Origin of the sequence: Streptomyces sp. NPDC060366 (assembly GCF_042725135.1) — a bacterium.
Lineage (GTDB): Bacteria > Actinomycetota > Actinomycetes > Streptomycetales > Streptomycetaceae > Streptomyces.
In genome coordinates this window covers 59,366-74,617 of the sequence record NZ_JBHXDC010000015.1, presented here as the reverse complement: position 1 = coordinate 74,617, position 15,252 = coordinate 59,366, and the positions used below count along the sequence as shown (strand labels likewise).

The 15,252-nt window shown below is 70.4% G+C and carries 13 protein-coding genes; 8 read left to right on the top strand and 5 right to left on the bottom strand.

Annotated elements, in window-relative coordinates:
* Nucleotides 1–64: 64 nt before the first annotated feature.
* Both ACFWHU_RS29375 and ACFWHU_RS29370 read right to left on the bottom strand, forming a co-directional pair.
* Nucleotides 65–262, bottom strand: a complete 198-nt coding sequence (locus ACFWHU_RS29375; RefSeq protein ID WP_078077269.1) for an AlpA family transcriptional regulator — start codon at nt 260–262, stop codon at nt 65–67.
* A 254-nt stretch (nt 263–516) separates the two neighbouring features.
* Entirely contained in the window at nt 517–1,428 is a 912-nt protein-coding gene (locus tag ACFWHU_RS29370) for a sugar phosphate isomerase/epimerase family protein (RefSeq protein ID WP_385797559.1), read from the bottom strand.
* A gap of 126 nt (nt 1,429–1,554) precedes the next feature.
* Here ACFWHU_RS29370 and iolC point away from each other — a divergent pair, with 126 nt between their 5' ends.
* The 5 genes from iolC to ACFWHU_RS29345 all read left to right on the top strand — a co-directional run bounded on the left by iolC (nt 1,555) and on the right by ACFWHU_RS29345 (nt 8,013).
* Nucleotides 1,555–2,646, top strand: coding sequence for a 5-dehydro-2-deoxygluconokinase (iolC, locus tag ACFWHU_RS29365; protein ID WP_387228475.1), 1,092 nt, complete (start codon nt 1,555–1,557; stop codon nt 2,644–2,646).
* Nucleotides 2,643–3,524 carry a deoxyribose-phosphate aldolase gene (locus ACFWHU_RS29360; protein ID WP_387228473.1) on the top strand — a complete coding sequence of 294 codons (882 nt, stop codon included), beginning with the start codon at nt 2,643–2,645 and terminating at the stop codon, nt 3,522–3,524. The genes iolC and ACFWHU_RS29360 overlap by 4 nt, the downstream gene beginning before the upstream one ends.
* A 78-nt stretch (nt 3,525–3,602) precedes the next feature.
* Nucleotides 3,603–4,583 (top strand): 5-deoxy-glucuronate isomerase, encoded by a 981-nt coding sequence (gene iolB / locus ACFWHU_RS29355; RefSeq protein WP_387228471.1) that lies wholly within the window; start codon nt 3,603–3,605, stop codon nt 4,581–4,583.
* Nucleotides 4,580–6,466, top strand: coding sequence for a 3D-(3,5/4)-trihydroxycyclohexane-1,2-dione acylhydrolase (decyclizing) (gene iolD, locus ACFWHU_RS29350; protein ID WP_387228468.1), 1,887 nt, complete (start codon nt 4,580–4,582; stop codon nt 6,464–6,466). The genes iolB and iolD overlap by 4 nt, the downstream gene beginning before the upstream one ends.
* Nucleotides 6,467–6,513: 47 nt before the next feature.
* On the top strand, nt 6,514–8,013 hold the full coding sequence (locus tag ACFWHU_RS29345) for a CoA-acylating methylmalonate-semialdehyde dehydrogenase (RefSeq protein WP_385797573.1): 1,500 nt from the start codon (nt 6,514–6,516) through the stop codon (nt 8,011–8,013).
* A 97-nt stretch (nt 8,014–8,110) separates the two neighbouring features.
* Here the strand turns inward: ACFWHU_RS29345 and ACFWHU_RS29340 are convergent, their stop codons facing one another.
* On the bottom strand, nt 8,111–9,046 hold the full coding sequence (locus ACFWHU_RS29340) for an aldo/keto reductase family oxidoreductase (protein WP_385797576.1): 936 nt from the start codon (nt 9,044–9,046) through the stop codon (nt 8,111–8,113).
* Between the two features lie 155 nt (nt 9,047–9,201).
* Between ACFWHU_RS29340 and ACFWHU_RS29335 the strand changes: the two genes are divergently transcribed.
* A complete protein-coding gene (locus ACFWHU_RS29335; protein WP_387228465.1) occupies nt 9,202–10,053 on the top strand; it encodes a class I SAM-dependent methyltransferase in 852 nt (283 codons plus the stop codon).
* Between the two features lie 7 nt (nt 10,054–10,060).
* Here the strand turns inward: ACFWHU_RS29335 and ACFWHU_RS29330 are convergent, their stop codons facing one another.
* Complete coding sequence (locus ACFWHU_RS29330; RefSeq protein ID WP_387228573.1) at nt 10,061–10,477, bottom strand: GNAT family N-acetyltransferase; 417 nt, start codon at nt 10,475–10,477, stop codon at nt 10,061–10,063.
* Between the two features lie 155 nt (nt 10,478–10,632).
* Here ACFWHU_RS29330 and ACFWHU_RS29325 point away from each other — a divergent pair, with 155 nt between their 5' ends.
* A complete protein-coding gene (locus ACFWHU_RS29325) occupies nt 10,633–13,278 on the top strand; it encodes an alpha/beta fold hydrolase (RefSeq protein WP_387228463.1) in 2,646 nt (881 codons plus the stop codon).
* Entirely contained in the window at nt 13,275–14,150 is an 876-nt protein-coding gene (locus tag ACFWHU_RS29320) for an ABC transporter permease (RefSeq protein WP_385797585.1), read from the top strand. Before ACFWHU_RS29325 ends, ACFWHU_RS29320 begins: the two co-directional genes overlap by 4 nt.
* A 53-nt stretch (nt 14,151–14,203) precedes the next feature.
* Here ACFWHU_RS29320 and ACFWHU_RS29315 read toward each other — a convergent pair whose 3' ends face one another.
* Entirely contained in the window at nt 14,204–15,043 is an 840-nt protein-coding gene (locus ACFWHU_RS29315) for a DNA-binding response regulator (protein WP_387228461.1), read from the bottom strand.
* Nucleotides 15,044–15,252: the final 209 nt, after the last annotated feature.

Here is a 15,252-nt window from a genome sequence, read left to right as displayed (position 1 = left end):
GTGTGGAGTACGGGGCCCTCGGAACCGGTCCGGGCGGACCCGGCGCGTAGTCAGATCCCGCGCCTCACTCTCTGCGGCCTCTGTTTCCCGGGCGTTTGGCCACCCAGGCGCGGACGGTGTCCGCGTACCAGTAGGGCTTGCCGTTCTCCACGTGGTCCGGCCGCGGAAGCAGACCGTGCTTGCGGTACGAACGGACGGTGTCCGGCTGTACGCGGATGTGTGCGGCGATCTCCTTGTAGGACCAGAGACTTCTGTCCGTCATGCGTGGCACCTCCCTGCGTCCGCCGCAGCGGCGGCCGGGGGGCCGTCGGGAGAGCTGCGACTGGAACGCTGGTGATCACTGAGCCTGTGCCCGTTGAACGACGCAGAGTGATGGTGAGGGAGGGGCTGTCGCGCCCCTGTTACGGAAAACCCGCGTAATGGAGATATGCGTGACGTTAAGCGGATCTCTGTGACAGAAACCGCGCATGGGAGACACCGGTGCTGAAGGTCCAATTGTTCGACAGGGGAGCGGAGTTACGCGCCGCACGAGCGGAGGAAACGGCGCGTCCGCTTGGCGATCGGATAGGGCTTGTCGGGCGGGCAGGGATACATGTCCTGTTCGACGATGGCGAAGAGATCGACGTCCAGATTCTGGGCCGCCGTCAGCACCGGGCCCAGCGCGGGCACTCCGTTCGGCGGCTCGCACATCACGCCACGTCCCACGGCAGGCCCGAACGGCACCTCGTCGGCGATGACATCCGTGAGGATCTCCGGATCCACCTGCTTGAGGTGCAGATACCCGATCCGCTCCCCGTAGGTCTCGATCAGTTTGACGCTGTCACCGCCGCAGTACGCGTAGTGCCCGGTGTCCAGGCACAGTGACACCAGATCGGGATCGGTGGCGTCGAGGAAACGGCTGACGTTGTCCTCGCTGTCGATGTGGGTGTCGGCGTGCGGGTGGACCACGATGTTCAGCCCGAAGCGGTCCCGCACCTCGCGGCCGAGCCGCTCGGTCTGAGTCGTCAGATCGTGCCACTGTGCCGGGGTGAGCGTCCGGTCCTCCAACACCTGCCCGGTCTTGTCGTCACGCCAGAACGACGGGATGACGACGAGATGGTCCGCGCCCATCTCCCTGGTGAGCGCGGCGATGTCGGCGACATGGGCCCAGGTCTTGTCCCAGACGGCGGGCCCGTGGTGAAGGCCGGTGAACACGGTGCCGGCCGAGACCTTCAGGCCGCGCATGGCGGTCTCGTCGGCGAGGCGCGCCGGATCGGTCGGGAGGTAGCCGTACGGACCGAGTTCGATCCACTCGTATCCGGCCTCGGCCACCTCGTCGAGGAAGCGCTGCCAGGGAACCTGCCGCGGATCGTCGGGAAACCACACGCCCCAGGAGTCGGGGGCCGACCCGACCCTGATGCGGTCCAGCGGGGGTACGGAGGAGGTCATACCGGTCAGCCTCCCGGCCCTCCGAGAAGAGTGTCAAGCCTTCGTCCGAATGTAAGGACAAAACGTTGACAGGGGTCGGGAGTGAGCACTAGACCTGGCACTGGCCGTCGAAACGAGGGGACGCGCATGCCTGAGCCGTACGACGTCATCACCATGGGGCGGATCGGCGTGGACCTCTATCCGCTGCGTACCGGAGTCCCGTTGGCGCAGGTCGACACCTTCGGGAAGTTCCTCGGCGGCTCGGCGACGAATGTGGCGGTGGCCGCCGCCCGGCTCGGCCGCCGTACGGCCGTCATCACCCGCACCGGAAGGGACGCGTTCGGGGACTATCTCCACCACGCGCTGCGGGAGTTCGAGGTCGACGACCGGTGGGTGACACCGGTCGACGAGTGGCCCACTCCGGTGACGTTCTGCGAGATCTTCCCCCCGGACGACTTCCCGCTCTACTTCTACCGGCAGCCCAAGGCGCCCGATCTGGAGATCCATCCGCATGAACTGGACCTGGACGCCGTCAGGGCCGCGCGGATCTTCTGGATGACGGGCACCGGCCTGTGCGAGGAGCCCAGCCGGACCTCGACGCTGACGGCCCTGAGTACGCGCGGCCAGGCGCGGACACAGAGCCCCGAGGAGCGGCCGTCAGGACGGCGGCCCGGAACGGGCATCACCGTCTTCGACCTCGACTGGCGCCCCATGTTCTGGAAGGCACCGGCCGACGACGCCGGTTCACCCGACCCCGGTTCCGACGATCCGCGGGCGCTCATGGCCGCGGCCCGGCCCCTGTACGAACAAGCCCTGCGCCACGCCACGGTCGCCGTGGGCAATCTGGACGAGTGTGAAGTCGCCGTAGGGGAGCGCGAACCGTACGCCGCCGCACGGGCGCTCCTCGCCGCCGGACCCGAACTGGCCGTCGTCAAACAGGGCCCCAAAGGCGTCCTCGCCGTCCATCGCGACGGCACCACCGCCGAGGTGCCACCCGTGCCCGTCGAGGTCGTCAACGGACTCGGGGCGGGAGACGCCTTCGGCGGCGCGCTCTGCCACGGTCTGCTGGCCGGCTGGGACTTGGAGCGCGTCATGCGGTACGCCAACGCCGCGGGCGCGATCGTCGCCGCCCGGCTCGCCTGCTCCTCCGCCATGCCGTACGCCAGGGAAGTCGTCCAGGTGCTCGGCGGGGGCCCCGTCCCCACAGCGGGAACGCTGCCACCGGAGGCCGCTCTGTGACCCGAGTCGACGCGTCGGAGCTCGTACGGATCCGTACGCACCACCCCGAGGCGGTCGCCGAGGCCGCCGCGCGCCGTGGCCGCCGCCCCCTGCTGCGCCCCGGCGGACGGCTGATGATCGTCGCGGCCGACCACCCGGCCCGGGGCGCCCTCGCCGTCGGCAACCGCCGGTTGGCCATGGCCAACCGCGTCGATCTGCTGGAGCGCCTCTGTCTCGCGCTGTCCCGGCCCGGCGTGGACGGCGTCCTCGCCACCGCCGACATACTCGACGACCTACTGCTCCTCGGCGCCCTGGAGGACCGCGTCGTCATCGGCTCCATGAACCGCGGCGGCCTCGCGGGCGCCGCCTTCGAACTGGATGACCGCTTCACCGGCCACCGCGCCGAGGACATCGCCCGTCTCGGCTTCGACGCGGGCAAGCTGCTCCTGCGTATCGACTACGAGGACGCGCGCTCGCCCGACACGCTCCTTTCGGCCGCCCGCGCCGTCGACGCCATGGCGGAGCGGCGACTGCCCGTCTTCGTCGAGCCGTTCATCTGCCACCGTAAGGACGGACGGCTCAGCAACGACCTCTCGGCCGAGGCGGTGACCCGCTCCATCGCCATCGCCTCCGGCCTCGCCGGCACCTCCGCGTACACCTGGCTGAAGGTGCCCGTCACCCAGAATCCGGACGACATGGCCAGGGTGATGGAGACGTCCACCCTGCCCGCCGTCCTGCTCGGCGGCGAGATCGGCGACGACCAGGAGGGCGCGTACGAGAAGTGGCGCAAGGCGCTGCGGCTGCCCACGGTGCAGGGCCTGGTCGTGGGGCGCTCGCTGCTCTATCCGGTGGACGGTGATGTCGCGGCGGCCGTCGACACCGCCGTGGGCCTGTTGTAGGGCCACGGCCGCCGGACCGCTGTAGCTGTAGGGGACACGGGGAGAGTAGGCAGACGTGCGGAGGGATACGGAACGACCATGACGACGGACACCGACACCGACACGGGCTCCGACGGTGAATTCCTGGAACGGCACGTGCGCGCGGGCGGCGCGGCGAGCGGTCCGTACGCGCTCGACATCGAACCGCGGCGGGCCGGCTGGCTGCACAGCGCCCTGCGCGTCCTCGACCTGCCGCCCGGCGGTACACACACGCTGGACAGCGGGGACAGCGAATGGATCGTGCTTCCCCTCAGCGGCGGTTGTACGGTGCACACGCAAGGCGAGATCTTTGAACTGCTGGGCAGAGAAAGCGTGTTCAGCTCCGTCACGGACTTCGCGTACGTTCCGCGTGACGCCCACGCCCAGATCGCCTCCGGTGCGGGGGGCCGCTTCGCCCTGGCAGGAGCGAAGTGCGAGCGACGACTCCCCGCTCGCTACGGCTCCGCACCGGAGGTTCCGGTCGAACTGCGCGGCAGCGGCAACTGTTCCCGCCAGGTCAACAACTTCGCCGCCGCCGACACCTTCGACTGCGACCGGCTGATCGCCGTCGAAGTCCTCACGCCCGGCGGCAACTGGTCGTCCTACCCGCCGCACAAGCACGACGAGAACCACCCCGGCGTCGAGTCCGAGCTGGAGGAGATCTACTACTTCGAGATCGAGGACGGCGGCCTCGGCTACCACCGGGTCTCGCCCTCACGGCCCGGCGGCACCGACGTCCTCGCCGAGGTCCGCACCGGCGACACCGTCCTGATCCCCGACGGCTGGCACGGCCCGTCCATCGCCGCCCCCGGCCGCACCATGTACTACCTCAACGTGATGGCCGGACCGGGCGCGACCAGGCAGTGGTTGATCCGCGACCACCCCGACCACGGCTGGATCCGCGACACCTGGCCGGGCCAGGCGGTCGATCCCCGACTGCCGCTGTACGAAGCGCCTCAACCGCGGCCGTCGCGGACACCCTCACAGGGGCCGCCGAGCCAACCTCCTTATGAGGACGAGGACAAGGAGACCCCCCGATGAGTACGCGCCGCCTCACCGTGGCCCAGGCACTGATCGCCTTCCTGTCCCGCCAGTACACCGAACGCGACGGCAACCGCCGTCGGCTGATCGACGCCACCTGGGGCATCTTCGGCCATGGGAACGTCGCGGGCATCGGCCAGGCGCTCGTTCAGGCCGGCCCGGAGATGCCGTACTTCCAAGGACGCAGCGAACAGGCCATGGTGCACGCCGCCGTCGGCTACGCCCGCCAGAGCAACCGCCTCTCCACACACGCCGTGACCACCTCCATCGGCCCCGGCGCCACCAACCTCGTCACGGGCGCCGCCCTCGCCACCATCAACCGGCTGCCCGTACTGCTGCTCCCCGGCGACATCTTCGCGACCCACCCCGCCGACCCGGTCCTCCAGCAGCTCGAAGTGCCCCACGCGGGCGACGTCTCCGTCAACGACGCGCTGCGCCCCGTGTCGAAGTACTTCGACCGCGTCTCGCGGCCCGAGGCGCTCGTCCCGGCCGCGCTCGCCGCCATGCGGGTCCTCACCGACCCGGCCGAGACGGGCGCGGTGACCCTCGCCCTGCCGCAGGACGTCCAGGCGGAGGCGTACGACTGGCCGGAGGAGTTCTTCGCCGAGCGCGTCTGGCGGGTCCGCAGGCAGGGCCCCGATCCGTACGAACTCGCCGACGCCGCCCAGGCCGTCCGCGGAGCCCGCCGTCCGCTCCTCGTCGCGGGCGGCGGAGTCCACCACAGCGCGGCCGAGGACGCGTTGGCCACCTTCGCGACGGCGACCGGCATCCCCGTCGCCTCCACCCAGGCCGGCAAGGGCTCCCTGCGCCACGACCACCCGGCGGACGTCGGGGGCATCGGCCACACCGGCACCGCCACCGCCGACGAACTGGCCCGCACCGCCGACCTGGTGATCGGCGTCGGCACCCGCTGGTCCGACTTCTCCACGGCATCGGCGACGCTCTTCTCGAACCCGTCCGTCCGCTTCCTCAACATCAACGTCACCGGCTTCGACGCCCACAAGCTCGCCGCCAGTCCTCTGGTCGCCGACGCCCGCACCGCCCTGGAAGAACTCACCACGGCCCTCGCCGGCCACCGCGTCGACGCCGCCTACGCCACCGAGTACGCCGACGACAAGGAGCGCTGGGAGCAACGCGTCGACGCCGCGTTCGACACCTCCGAAGACCTCCTGCGGCCCACCCAGCCACAGGTCCTCGGTCTGCTGGACGCGCTCGTCACCGACGACGACATCGTCATCAACGCGGCCGGATCGCTCCCCGGCGACCTCCACAAGCTGTGGCGGTCCCGCTCCCGCGACCAGTACCACGTCGAGTACGGCTACTCGTGCATGGGTTACGAGATCCCGGCCGCCATCGGCGTGATGCTGGCCGACCCCGGCCGCCCCGTCTGGGCGCTCGTCGGCGACGGCACGTATCTGATGAACCCCACCGAGATCGTCACCGCCGTCCAGGAACGCCTCCCACTGAAGCTGGTGATCCTCCAGAACCACGGCTACGCGTCGATCGGCGGGCTCTCCGAGTCCGTCGGCGCGGAACGGTTCGGTACGGCGTACCGCTACCGCGAGGCCGACACGGTCGGCTCGCCGACGTACACCGGCGACCCGCTCCCCGTCGACCTCGCCGCCAACGCGGCCTCGCTCGGGATGCGCGTCATCCGCGCCAAAACCATCCGTGACCTGCGCGAAGCCCTCGCCGCCGCACGCGAGTCCGACGTCCCCACATGTGTCTACGCGGAGACCGAAACGGCAGACACTGTGTCGGGCGCGCCTCCGGCCCAGGCGTGGTGGGATGTTCCCGTGGCCGAGACGGCGACCCGGGCGTCCGCGGTCACGGCACGCGAGGAGTACGACCGGAAAGCCGCAGCCCGCCGCCGCCACCTCTGACACCCCCGCCGGGCGCCGCCCGCGCCGATGGACCCGAAGGAGACGTAATGAAGACCGTCAACCACTGGATCGGTGGCAAGACCGTCGAGGGCGCCTCGGGCAACTGGGGCCGGGTCACCGACCCGGCGACCGGCGCGGTCACCACACAGGTGGCGCTCGCCTCGCCCGAGGAGGTGGACGCGGCCGTCACGACGGCGAAGGCCGCGTACGGCACCTGGGGCACGTCCTCCCTCTCCGCGCGCACCGGCATCCTGTTCAGCTACCGCGCGCTGCTCGACGCGCACCGTGACGAGATCGCCGCGCTGATCACCGCCGAGCACGGCAAGGTCCACTCCGACGCCCTCGGCGAGGTGGCGCGCGGGCTGGAGATCGTCGAGCTGGCCTGCGGGATCACCACCCAGCTGAAGGGCGAACTGTCGACGCAGGTCTCCAGCAAGGTCGACGTCTCCTCGATCAGGCAGCCGCTGGGCGTCGTCGCCGGCATCACACCGTTCAACTTCCCCGCGATGGTGCCGATGTGGATGTTCCCGCTGGCCATCGCCTGCGGCAACACCTTCGTACTGAAGCCGAGCGAGAAGGACCCCTCTGCGGCGAACCTGCTGGCCGAGCTGGCGGCCGAGGCGGGGCTTCCGGACGGCGTGCTCAACGTCGTCCACGGCGACAAGGTGGCCGTGGACTCCCTCCTGGCCCACCCGGACGTCGCGGCGGTCTCCTTCGTCGGCTCCACGCCGATCGCCCGCTACATCCACGCGACGGCGTCGGCCAACGGCAAGCGCGTACAGGCGCTCGGCGGCGCCAAGAACCACATGCTGGTCCTGCCGGACGCGGACCTGGACGCGGCGGCGGACGCGGCCGTCTCGGCGGCGTACGGCTCCGCGGGTGAGCGCTGCATGGCGATCTCGGCGGTCGTCGCGGTGGGCGCGATCGGCGACGAACTCGTGAGCAAGATCCGCGAACGGGCCGAGAAGATCAAGATCGGCCCCGGCACCGACCCGGCGTCCGAGATGGGCCCGCTCATCACGGCGGCCCACCGCGACAAGGTCGCCTCGTACGTGACGGGCGCCGCCGCGCAGGGCGCCGAAGTCGTCCTGGACGGCACCGGCCTGCGTGTCGACGGTTACGAGGACGGCCACTGGATCGGCCTGTCGCTCCTGGACCATGTCTCCACCGACTCCGACGCCTACCGTGACGAGATCTTCGGCCCGGTGCTGTGCGTGCTGCGCACGGAGACCTACGACGAGGGCGTCGCCCTCATGAACGCCTCGCCGTTCGGCAACGGCACGGCGATCTTCACCCGCGACGGCGGCGCGGCCCGCCGCTTCCAACTGGAGATCGAGGCGGGCATGGTCGGCGTGAACGTGCCGATCCCGGTGCCCGTGGGCTACCACTCCTTCGGAGGGTGGAAGGACTCGCTCTTCGGCGACCACCACATCTACGGCAACGACGGCGTGCACTTCTACACGCGCGGCAAGGTCGTCACGACCCGCTGGCCGGACCCGGCGGACGCCCCGGCGGGCGTGGACCTGGGCTTCCCCCGCAACCACTGACCCCGGACGGCACCCACCACAGACCGCGGCGGCCCGCACGGTACCCCTATTCCGCGCGGGCCGCCGCACGTGACGGACGGCTCCCCCGACGCCGGATTCAGGGAACGAGGTGGCCCGCGGCGCGGAACAGTTCGTACCACTCGGCCCGGGTGAGCGGAAGTTCGGAACCCTGGGCGGCGCCCGCGACGCGCTCCGGGCTGGTGGTGCCGAGCACGACCTGCATCCGGGCGGGGTGGCGGGTGATCCAGGCAGTCGCGATCGCGATGGCGGGGACGTCGTACCGGCCGGCGAGGCGGTCGATGACGGCGTTGAGCTCGGGGTAGTCCGGCGAGCCGAGGAAGACACCCGTGAAGAAACCGGCCTGGAAGGGGGACCACGCCTGGATGGTGATGTCGTTCAGCCGGCAGTAGTCGACGATTCCCCCACCGTCGAGCGTGGCCGCCTGCTGCTCCGCGAGCATGTTCGCGGAGACTCCCTGAGCGATGATCGGCTCGTGTGTGATCGAGAGCTGAAGCTGGTTGGCCACGATGGGCTGGCGCACGTACCTGCGCAGCAGGTCGATCTGACGTGGGGTCTGGTTCGAGACACCGAAGGCGCGCACCTTGCCCGAGGATTCGAGCTCGTCGAAGGCGCGGGCTACCTCTTCGGGCTCGACGAGCGCGTCGGGGCGGTGCAGCAGCAGGATGTCGATGCGGTCGGTCCGCAGGGCAGCGAGTGAGCCCTCGACCGATTTGACGATGTGTTCGTAGGAGAAGTCGTAGTACGGCCCGTCCGTGACGATGCCCGCCTTGGTCTGGATCGTGATCTCGTCGCGCTGCGACGGGCTCAGGGCCATCGCGTCGGCGAAGCGGCCTTCACAACCGTGCAGTTCGTTGCCGTAGACATCGGCGTGGTCAACGAAGTCGATGCCCGCGTCACGCGCGGTGCGGACGAGTTCGCGCACTTCGTCGTCCGTCTTGTCGGCGATACGCATCAGACCGAGTACGACGTTCGGAACGAGGATGTCGGTGCCGGGCATGGTGAAGGTCTTCACGACGGTATTCCTCTCGGATGGCCAGGTCCGCACAGTACAAGCCGGGCCGCTCCGCACGCCGGATTCGAGCGTCGTGAACACTCTTCGTGAAACTGGCTCGCCGAACGCGTCGAGTTCTCGCCACGCTATGGGCCCAAGACGGGAGGAGCGGCAGTATGGAAGGCATGACGGACATGGTGAATTCAGCCCAGACCGAGGCGTGGAACGGCTACGAGGGCAGGCACTGGGCGGAACACCAGGATCGGTACGACCATCTGAACGACGCCGCCAATGCTCCGTTGCTCGAAGCCGCGGGAATAAAGGAGGGTGACCGCGTCCTGGACATCGGGTGTGGGAACGGGCGGGTCACACGGCTCGCCGCGCTCGGTGGGGCCCGGGCCGTCGGGATCGATCTGTCCTCACCGATGCTGGCGCGGGCCAGGGCGTCCGCCGTGGCGGAGGAGATCGAGGACGTCACGTTCGTCCAGGGCGACGCACAGGTGCACGACTTCGAGGAGGGGGCCTTCGACATCGCCGTGAGCCGCTTCGGGGTGATGTTCTTCGCCGACCCCGCCGCCGCGTTCAGCAACATCGGACGGGCGTTACGGCCCGGTGGGCGGCTCGCCTTCGTCTGCCCACAGTCGTTCAGTCTCATGGACCAGGCGGTGATCTTCGCGGCGATCGGCACCCAGGTCACGCTCCCCGCCCTCAACGAGGACAGCAAGCACCAGCCCGCCTCCTTCGCCGACCCCGCGCACACCGAGCGCGTGTTGAGCGAGGCGGGTTTCAAAGGTATCGGTCTGCGGGCCCTCGCGTTGAGCCAGCACTGGGGCAAGGACGCCTCCGACGCCTCCGCCTTCCTGATGGGATGGGGGCCTCTCCAGCACTGGCTGGCCCTGGCGGAGGCCGACGAGCGGACCCGTACGCGCGCCCACGACGCCGCCACCGAGGCGTTCCACGCCTTCGAGACCCGGCAGGGCGTTCGGCTGACCAGCCGCCTGTGGCTCGTCACCGCCGAACGGCCCTGAACACGCTCTACGGGTTGGGGAACTCCCAGGTCAGCATGGCGAAGTGGCCGTCATCACGTGCCCCGGCCGCGTGGTACGTCGCCAGCGCCGGTTCGTTGTCGGTGTCCACGCCCACCCACATGTCGTAGCAGCCGCGCTCACGCGCGATCCCCGCGAGGGCCTCGGTCAGCGCCCGCCCGATGCCCCGACGGCGGTAAGGCTCGTCCACGGACAGTTCGTACAGGCACATTTCGACGCCTTTGTCCGGATGTAGCATCTCGATGCCGGAGACGAATCCGGCCGGGACGCCTTCGACATAGGCGATCAGCATCAGATGACCCGGAGCGGCGAGGAAGCGCTCCGCCCACTCCGGCCGGGCCGGGCCGTCGTACAGATGCTGCGCGGCGACGAGTTCGCCGGCCGTCGTCGCCCGGCGGATCTCGATGCCGGTCATGTCGCCGCCTCTCTCCTCGCGCGTCGTGTCGGGGTCGCCGTACCACGGCTGGTGTACGGCGACGCTACCCCGTACTCCTCAAGGAGGCCCGTGAGTTCCGACCGGTGTCAGCGCGGCCGGCGCGAGGAGCCGTTTAGGGTTCAAGCATGGAGATCCCAACCCCCCGACGGCCACGGCTGCGCAAACGATGGCTCGCGGGCGTGGCCGCGGCCGCCGTGCTCGTCGGCGCCGGCACCTGGACAGCCGTCGCCTCGGACAGCGCGCCCACCGTGCACCGAGACGACCAGACGATGGAGATGCCCGGCGCCCGGATCGACACCTCGTACTTCACCGCCGACGACGGCGGTGACCGCCGCAGGCCCGCGGTCCTGCTCGGCCACGGCTTCGGTGGCAGCAAGAACGACGTACGGGCGCAGGCCGAGAAGCTCGCGCGCGACGGATACGCCGTACTGACCTGGTCGGCACGAGGGTTCGGGGAGTCCACCGGCACGATCGGACTCAACGACCCGGCCTACGAGGTCAAGGACGTCTCCCGGATGATCGACTGGCTCGCCGAGCGCCCCGAGGTCGAGCTCGACGCCGACGGCGACCCTCGTGTCGGCATGAGCGGCGCCTCCTACGGAGGAGCCATCTCGCTGCTCGGCGCGGGCCACGACCCGCGCGTCGACGCCATCGCACCCGTGATCACCTACTGGAATCTCGCCGACTCGCTCTTCCCCGACGGCGTCTTCAAGAAGCTCTGGGCCGGGATCTTCTTCTCCACCGGCGGTGGCTGCGACACCTTCGAGAAGCAGCTCTGCGAGATGTACGACCGGGTCGCCGTCGCCGGGAAGCCCGACGCGGCGGCCGAGGAACTCCTCGCCGAGCGCAGCCCGTCCGCGGTCGGCGACCGCATCAAGGTGCCCTCGCTGATCATCCAGGGCCAGACCGACTCGCTCTTCCCGCTCAGCCAGTCCGACGTCATGGCGAAGACGATCAAGGCCAACGGTGCGCCTGTCGCCGTCGACTGGATGGCAGGCGGCCACGACGGAGGGAACGCCGAGACCGGGCGGGTCGAGAGCCGTATCACCTCCTGGTTCGACCACTACCTCAAGAAGGACACGGGCGTCGACACCGGGCCCGCGTTCCGCGTCAGCCGTACCGGAGGCGTCGACTCCACCGACGGCCGGGCACTGCTGCGGGGCGCGACCAGCGACAGCTACCCCGGTCTGCGGAGCGGGATAGCGAACATCCCGCTCAGCGGGCGGGAGCAGTCGTTCGACAACCCGGCCGGTGCGAGCCCGCCCGCCATCTCCACCGTCCCGGGCGTCGGCGGCGGACTGTCCCAGCTGTCCTCGTTCGGTATGGGCCTCGCCCTCGACTTCCCCGGACAGTTCGCGCGCTTCGACTCCCGGCCGCTCGACACATCACTCCAGGTGACCGGCTCACCGACCGTCCGGGTCACCGTCAAGGCCGACAGCGACGACGCCGTGCTCTTCGGCAAGGTCTACGACGTGAGCCCCGACGGCCGCCAGCAGGTACTGCCCTCACAACTCGTCTCCCCCGTACGGGTCGAGGGAGTCAAGGCGGGCGACGGCAAGACCGTCGAACTGACGCTGCCTGCCATCGACCACAAGGTGGAGGCCGGGCACCGGCTGCGCGTCGTCCTCGCCGCGACCGACCTCGCCTACGCCTCACCCGCCACCCCGGCCACCTACACCGTCACCGTGGACGGCGACCTGTCCGTACCCACCGCGCCCGCCCTCAGCACCGCCGCGCCCACCCTCGCCTGGTGGGTCTGGGGCCTGCCCCTGGGTGGCGTGCTCATCGCCGCCGCGCTGCTGCTCACCGCGCGCCGCAGGGTCAGCGCCCCGGCACCCGATCCGGAACTCGCCGACGTACCCCTCCAGATCACGGACCTGTCGAAGCGCTACGCCAAGTCCGCCGACCGCTACGCCGTGCGGGACCTGTCCTTCCGTGTCGAGAAGGGCCAGGTGCTCGGGCTCCTCGGGCCGAACGGCGCGGGCAAGACCACGACCCTGCGCATGCTGATGGGCCTCATCACCCCCGACGCCGGAGACATCCGGGTCTTCGGGCACTCCATCAGGCCGGGCGCACCCGTGCTGTCCCACGTCGGATCCTTCGTAGAAGGCGCGGGCTTCCTGCCGCACCTGTCCGGACGGGACAACCTGGAGTTGTACTGGCGGGCCACCGGCCGCCCCGCCGAGGACTCGCACATCGAACAGGCCCTGGAGATCGCCGGACTCGGCGACGCCCTCGCCCGCGCGGTGCGCACCTACTCGCAGGGCATGCGGCAGCGCCTCGCCATCGCGCAGGCCATGCTCGGCCTGCCGGACCTCCTCATCCTGGACGAGCCGACCAACGGCCTCGACCCGCCGCAGATCCGCGAGATGCGTGACGTGATGATCCGTTACGCGGCCGAAGGCCGCACCGTCATCGTCTCCAGTCACCTCCTCTCCGAGGTCGAACAGACCTGTACGCACCTGGTGGTCATGGACCGCGGCCGGCTCGTCCAGGCCGGTCCGGTCGCCGAGATCACCGGATCCGGCGACACCGTGCTCGTCACCACGGCCGGACAGGTGCCCGAACCGGTCGTGGACAAGATCGCCGCGATGCCCGGCATCGGATCCGCGATCCGTACGGACGAGGGGCTGCTCGTACGGCTCGAGGGGGCCAGTACCAACACCCTGGTCACCGAGCTGATCCGGATGGACGTGACGCTGACCGGCGTCGGACCGCACCGCCGCCTGGAGGACGCCTTCCTCACCCTCATCTCAGGAGCCTCCGCATGAGCGCGCTGACCGAATCGGCTCCGGGCTACCGGGCGGGCCGCACCCTCCCGTTCCGCGTCGAGCTCGTACGACAGCTCAAGCGCAGGCGCACGATGGCGATGGGCGGGATCCTGGCCGTCCTGCCCTTCGTGCTGATCGTGGCCTTCGCCATCGGCGGGACACCGGGAGCCGACGAGGACGGCGGCGGCGGGGGCGGCAGCCGGCTGAACCTGATGGACACCGCGACCTCGTCCGGGGCCAACTTCGCCGCCACCTGCCTCTTCGTCTCTGCGGGCTTCCTGCTGGTCGTCCCCGTCGCGCTGTTCTGCGGGGACACCGTGGCCTCCGAGGCGAGCTGGTCCTCCCTGCGCTATCTGCTCGCCGCGCCCGTGCCGCGCGCCCGCCTGCTGTGGAGCAAGCTGACGGTGGCGCTCTCCATGAGCCTGGCCGCGATGGTGCTGCTGCCGGTCGTCGCGCTGGCGGCGGGCACGGCCGCCTACGGCTGGGGGCCGCTGGAGCTGCCCACCGGAGGCTCGCTGGGCACGGCCGACACCGTGCCCCGGCTGGCACTCGTGGTCGGCTTCATCTTCGTCTCCCAACTGGTCACGGCGGGCCTCGCCTTCTGGCTCTCGACGAAGACCGACGCCCCGCTCGGCGCGGTCGGCGGCGCGGTCGGACTGACGATCATCGGCAACGTCCTGGACCAGGTGACGGCGCTGGGGACCTGGCGGGACTTCCTGCCGGCGCACTGGCAGTTCGCCTGGGCGGACGCGCTCCAGCCGCAGCTGGAGTGGAGCGGCATGCTGAAGGGCTCGGCGATCTCGGTCACGTACGCCCTGGTGCTGTTCGCGCTCGCCTTCAGGAACTTCTCCCGCAAGGACATCGTGAGCTGAGTCGTCCGAGCGAGCGGTCGGCCGGACGCCGTGCGCCGGCCCGCGCGCCCCGTTCATACCCAGCCCCGACGAGCCGCTTCCGCCCCCGCGCGGAAGCGGCTCGTCGTGCCGAGGGCGGTGAGCAGCTCACCGACCCGTCTGCTGTAGGTGCGGGGCGACATGCCGAGCCGCGCGGCAGCCGCCTCGTCGGTGAGCCCGCACAACATGGCGTCGAGCACGGGCCGTAACTGACGGGGAAGGGCGCCGGACCCGAGCCCCGGGCCGGGCTCCGCGTCGGCAGGTGGCTGGCCCGTCGACGGGTCCCACGACGGACCCGCCGCCGGATCCGGACTCACGGAAAGTTCCTCGCCGTGGTCCCACCAGTGCTGATGGATACGGACCAGGGCCGCGACGGCCACCGGGTCCTTGATCAACAGCACCCCGTTGAAGTGGAGATCCAGATCGAGGGGGAGCGCGGCCGTCGTACGGTCCACGAGGACCATCTTGAACGGGATCGTCTCCGTCTGCCGTGCTCCACGGGCGAGGGCCCGCAGCGCGTGAGGCAGGCGCGCCATGCCCTGGCGGGGCACGATCCGGCGGACCGTGAGCGCGTGGGCGGGCAGGGGAGCGGTCCCGGCGTCGGACCCCGCACCGGCTCCCGTGTGATCACGCGTGTTGACACGCGCGTCGTCCGCCGTGCCGGGGGTGGCCTCCGGGTCGGACCGTTCCGCGGCGGCGCGGACGCACGCGGTGGCGAACTCCAGGAACGGCAGGGGCAGCCCCTTCCCCAGGGAACGGCCGGGATCGTCGAACGTCAGCAGTTCGCGACGCGCGGAACGGACGAGCGCGGCCAGCGCGGCTGCCACCTGATGCGTGCCGCGGACCGCCCGGCCGGCTGGTCGGAGACTCTCCACCGCCTCCCCCCGCAGTGCGCTTCTCGGTAGGGCCGACCTGTTGAGTACAGAGCCCGGAACATGTGCCACGGCTGACCACCCCCGCCATCCCCTCGGAGCCGTACGCCACTCCATGTACTCATGAGACTGCACACTGTGACAAGTGCCAGTTCAGAGAGTGGCGACTCCATGCCAAAGGAGTTGATTCACGCATCAACGGCGCCGCTCCG

What these genes read in the sequence shown, in the direction of transcription:
- ACFWHU_RS29375 (WP_078077269.1), bottom strand. Translation starts at nt 262, where the DNA reads ATGACGGACAGAAGTCTCTGGTCCTACAAGGAGATCGCCGCACACATC.
- ACFWHU_RS29370 (WP_385797559.1), bottom strand. Translation starts at nt 1,428, where the DNA reads ATGACCTCCTCCGTACCCCCGCTGGACCGCATCAGGGTCGGGTCGGCC.
- ACFWHU_RS29325 (WP_387228463.1), top strand. Translation starts at nt 10,633, where the DNA reads ATGGAGATCCCAACCCCCCGACGGCCACGGCTGCGCAAACGATGGCTC.
- ACFWHU_RS29335 (WP_387228465.1), top strand. Translation starts at nt 9,202, where the DNA reads ATGGAAGGCATGACGGACATGGTGAATTCAGCCCAGACCGAGGCGTGG.
- ACFWHU_RS29345 (WP_385797573.1), top strand. Translation starts at nt 6,514, where the DNA reads ATGAAGACCGTCAACCACTGGATCGGTGGCAAGACCGTCGAGGGCGCC.
- ACFWHU_RS29320 (WP_385797585.1), top strand. Translation starts at nt 13,275, where the DNA reads ATGAGCGCGCTGACCGAATCGGCTCCGGGCTACCGGGCGGGCCGCACC.
- iolB (WP_387228471.1), top strand. Translation starts at nt 3,603, where the DNA reads ATGACGACGGACACCGACACCGACACGGGCTCCGACGGTGAATTCCTG.
- iolD (WP_387228468.1), top strand. Translation starts at nt 4,580, where the DNA reads ATGAGTACGCGCCGCCTCACCGTGGCCCAGGCACTGATCGCCTTCCTG.
- iolC (WP_387228475.1), top strand. Translation starts at nt 1,555, where the DNA reads ATGCCTGAGCCGTACGACGTCATCACCATGGGGCGGATCGGCGTGGAC.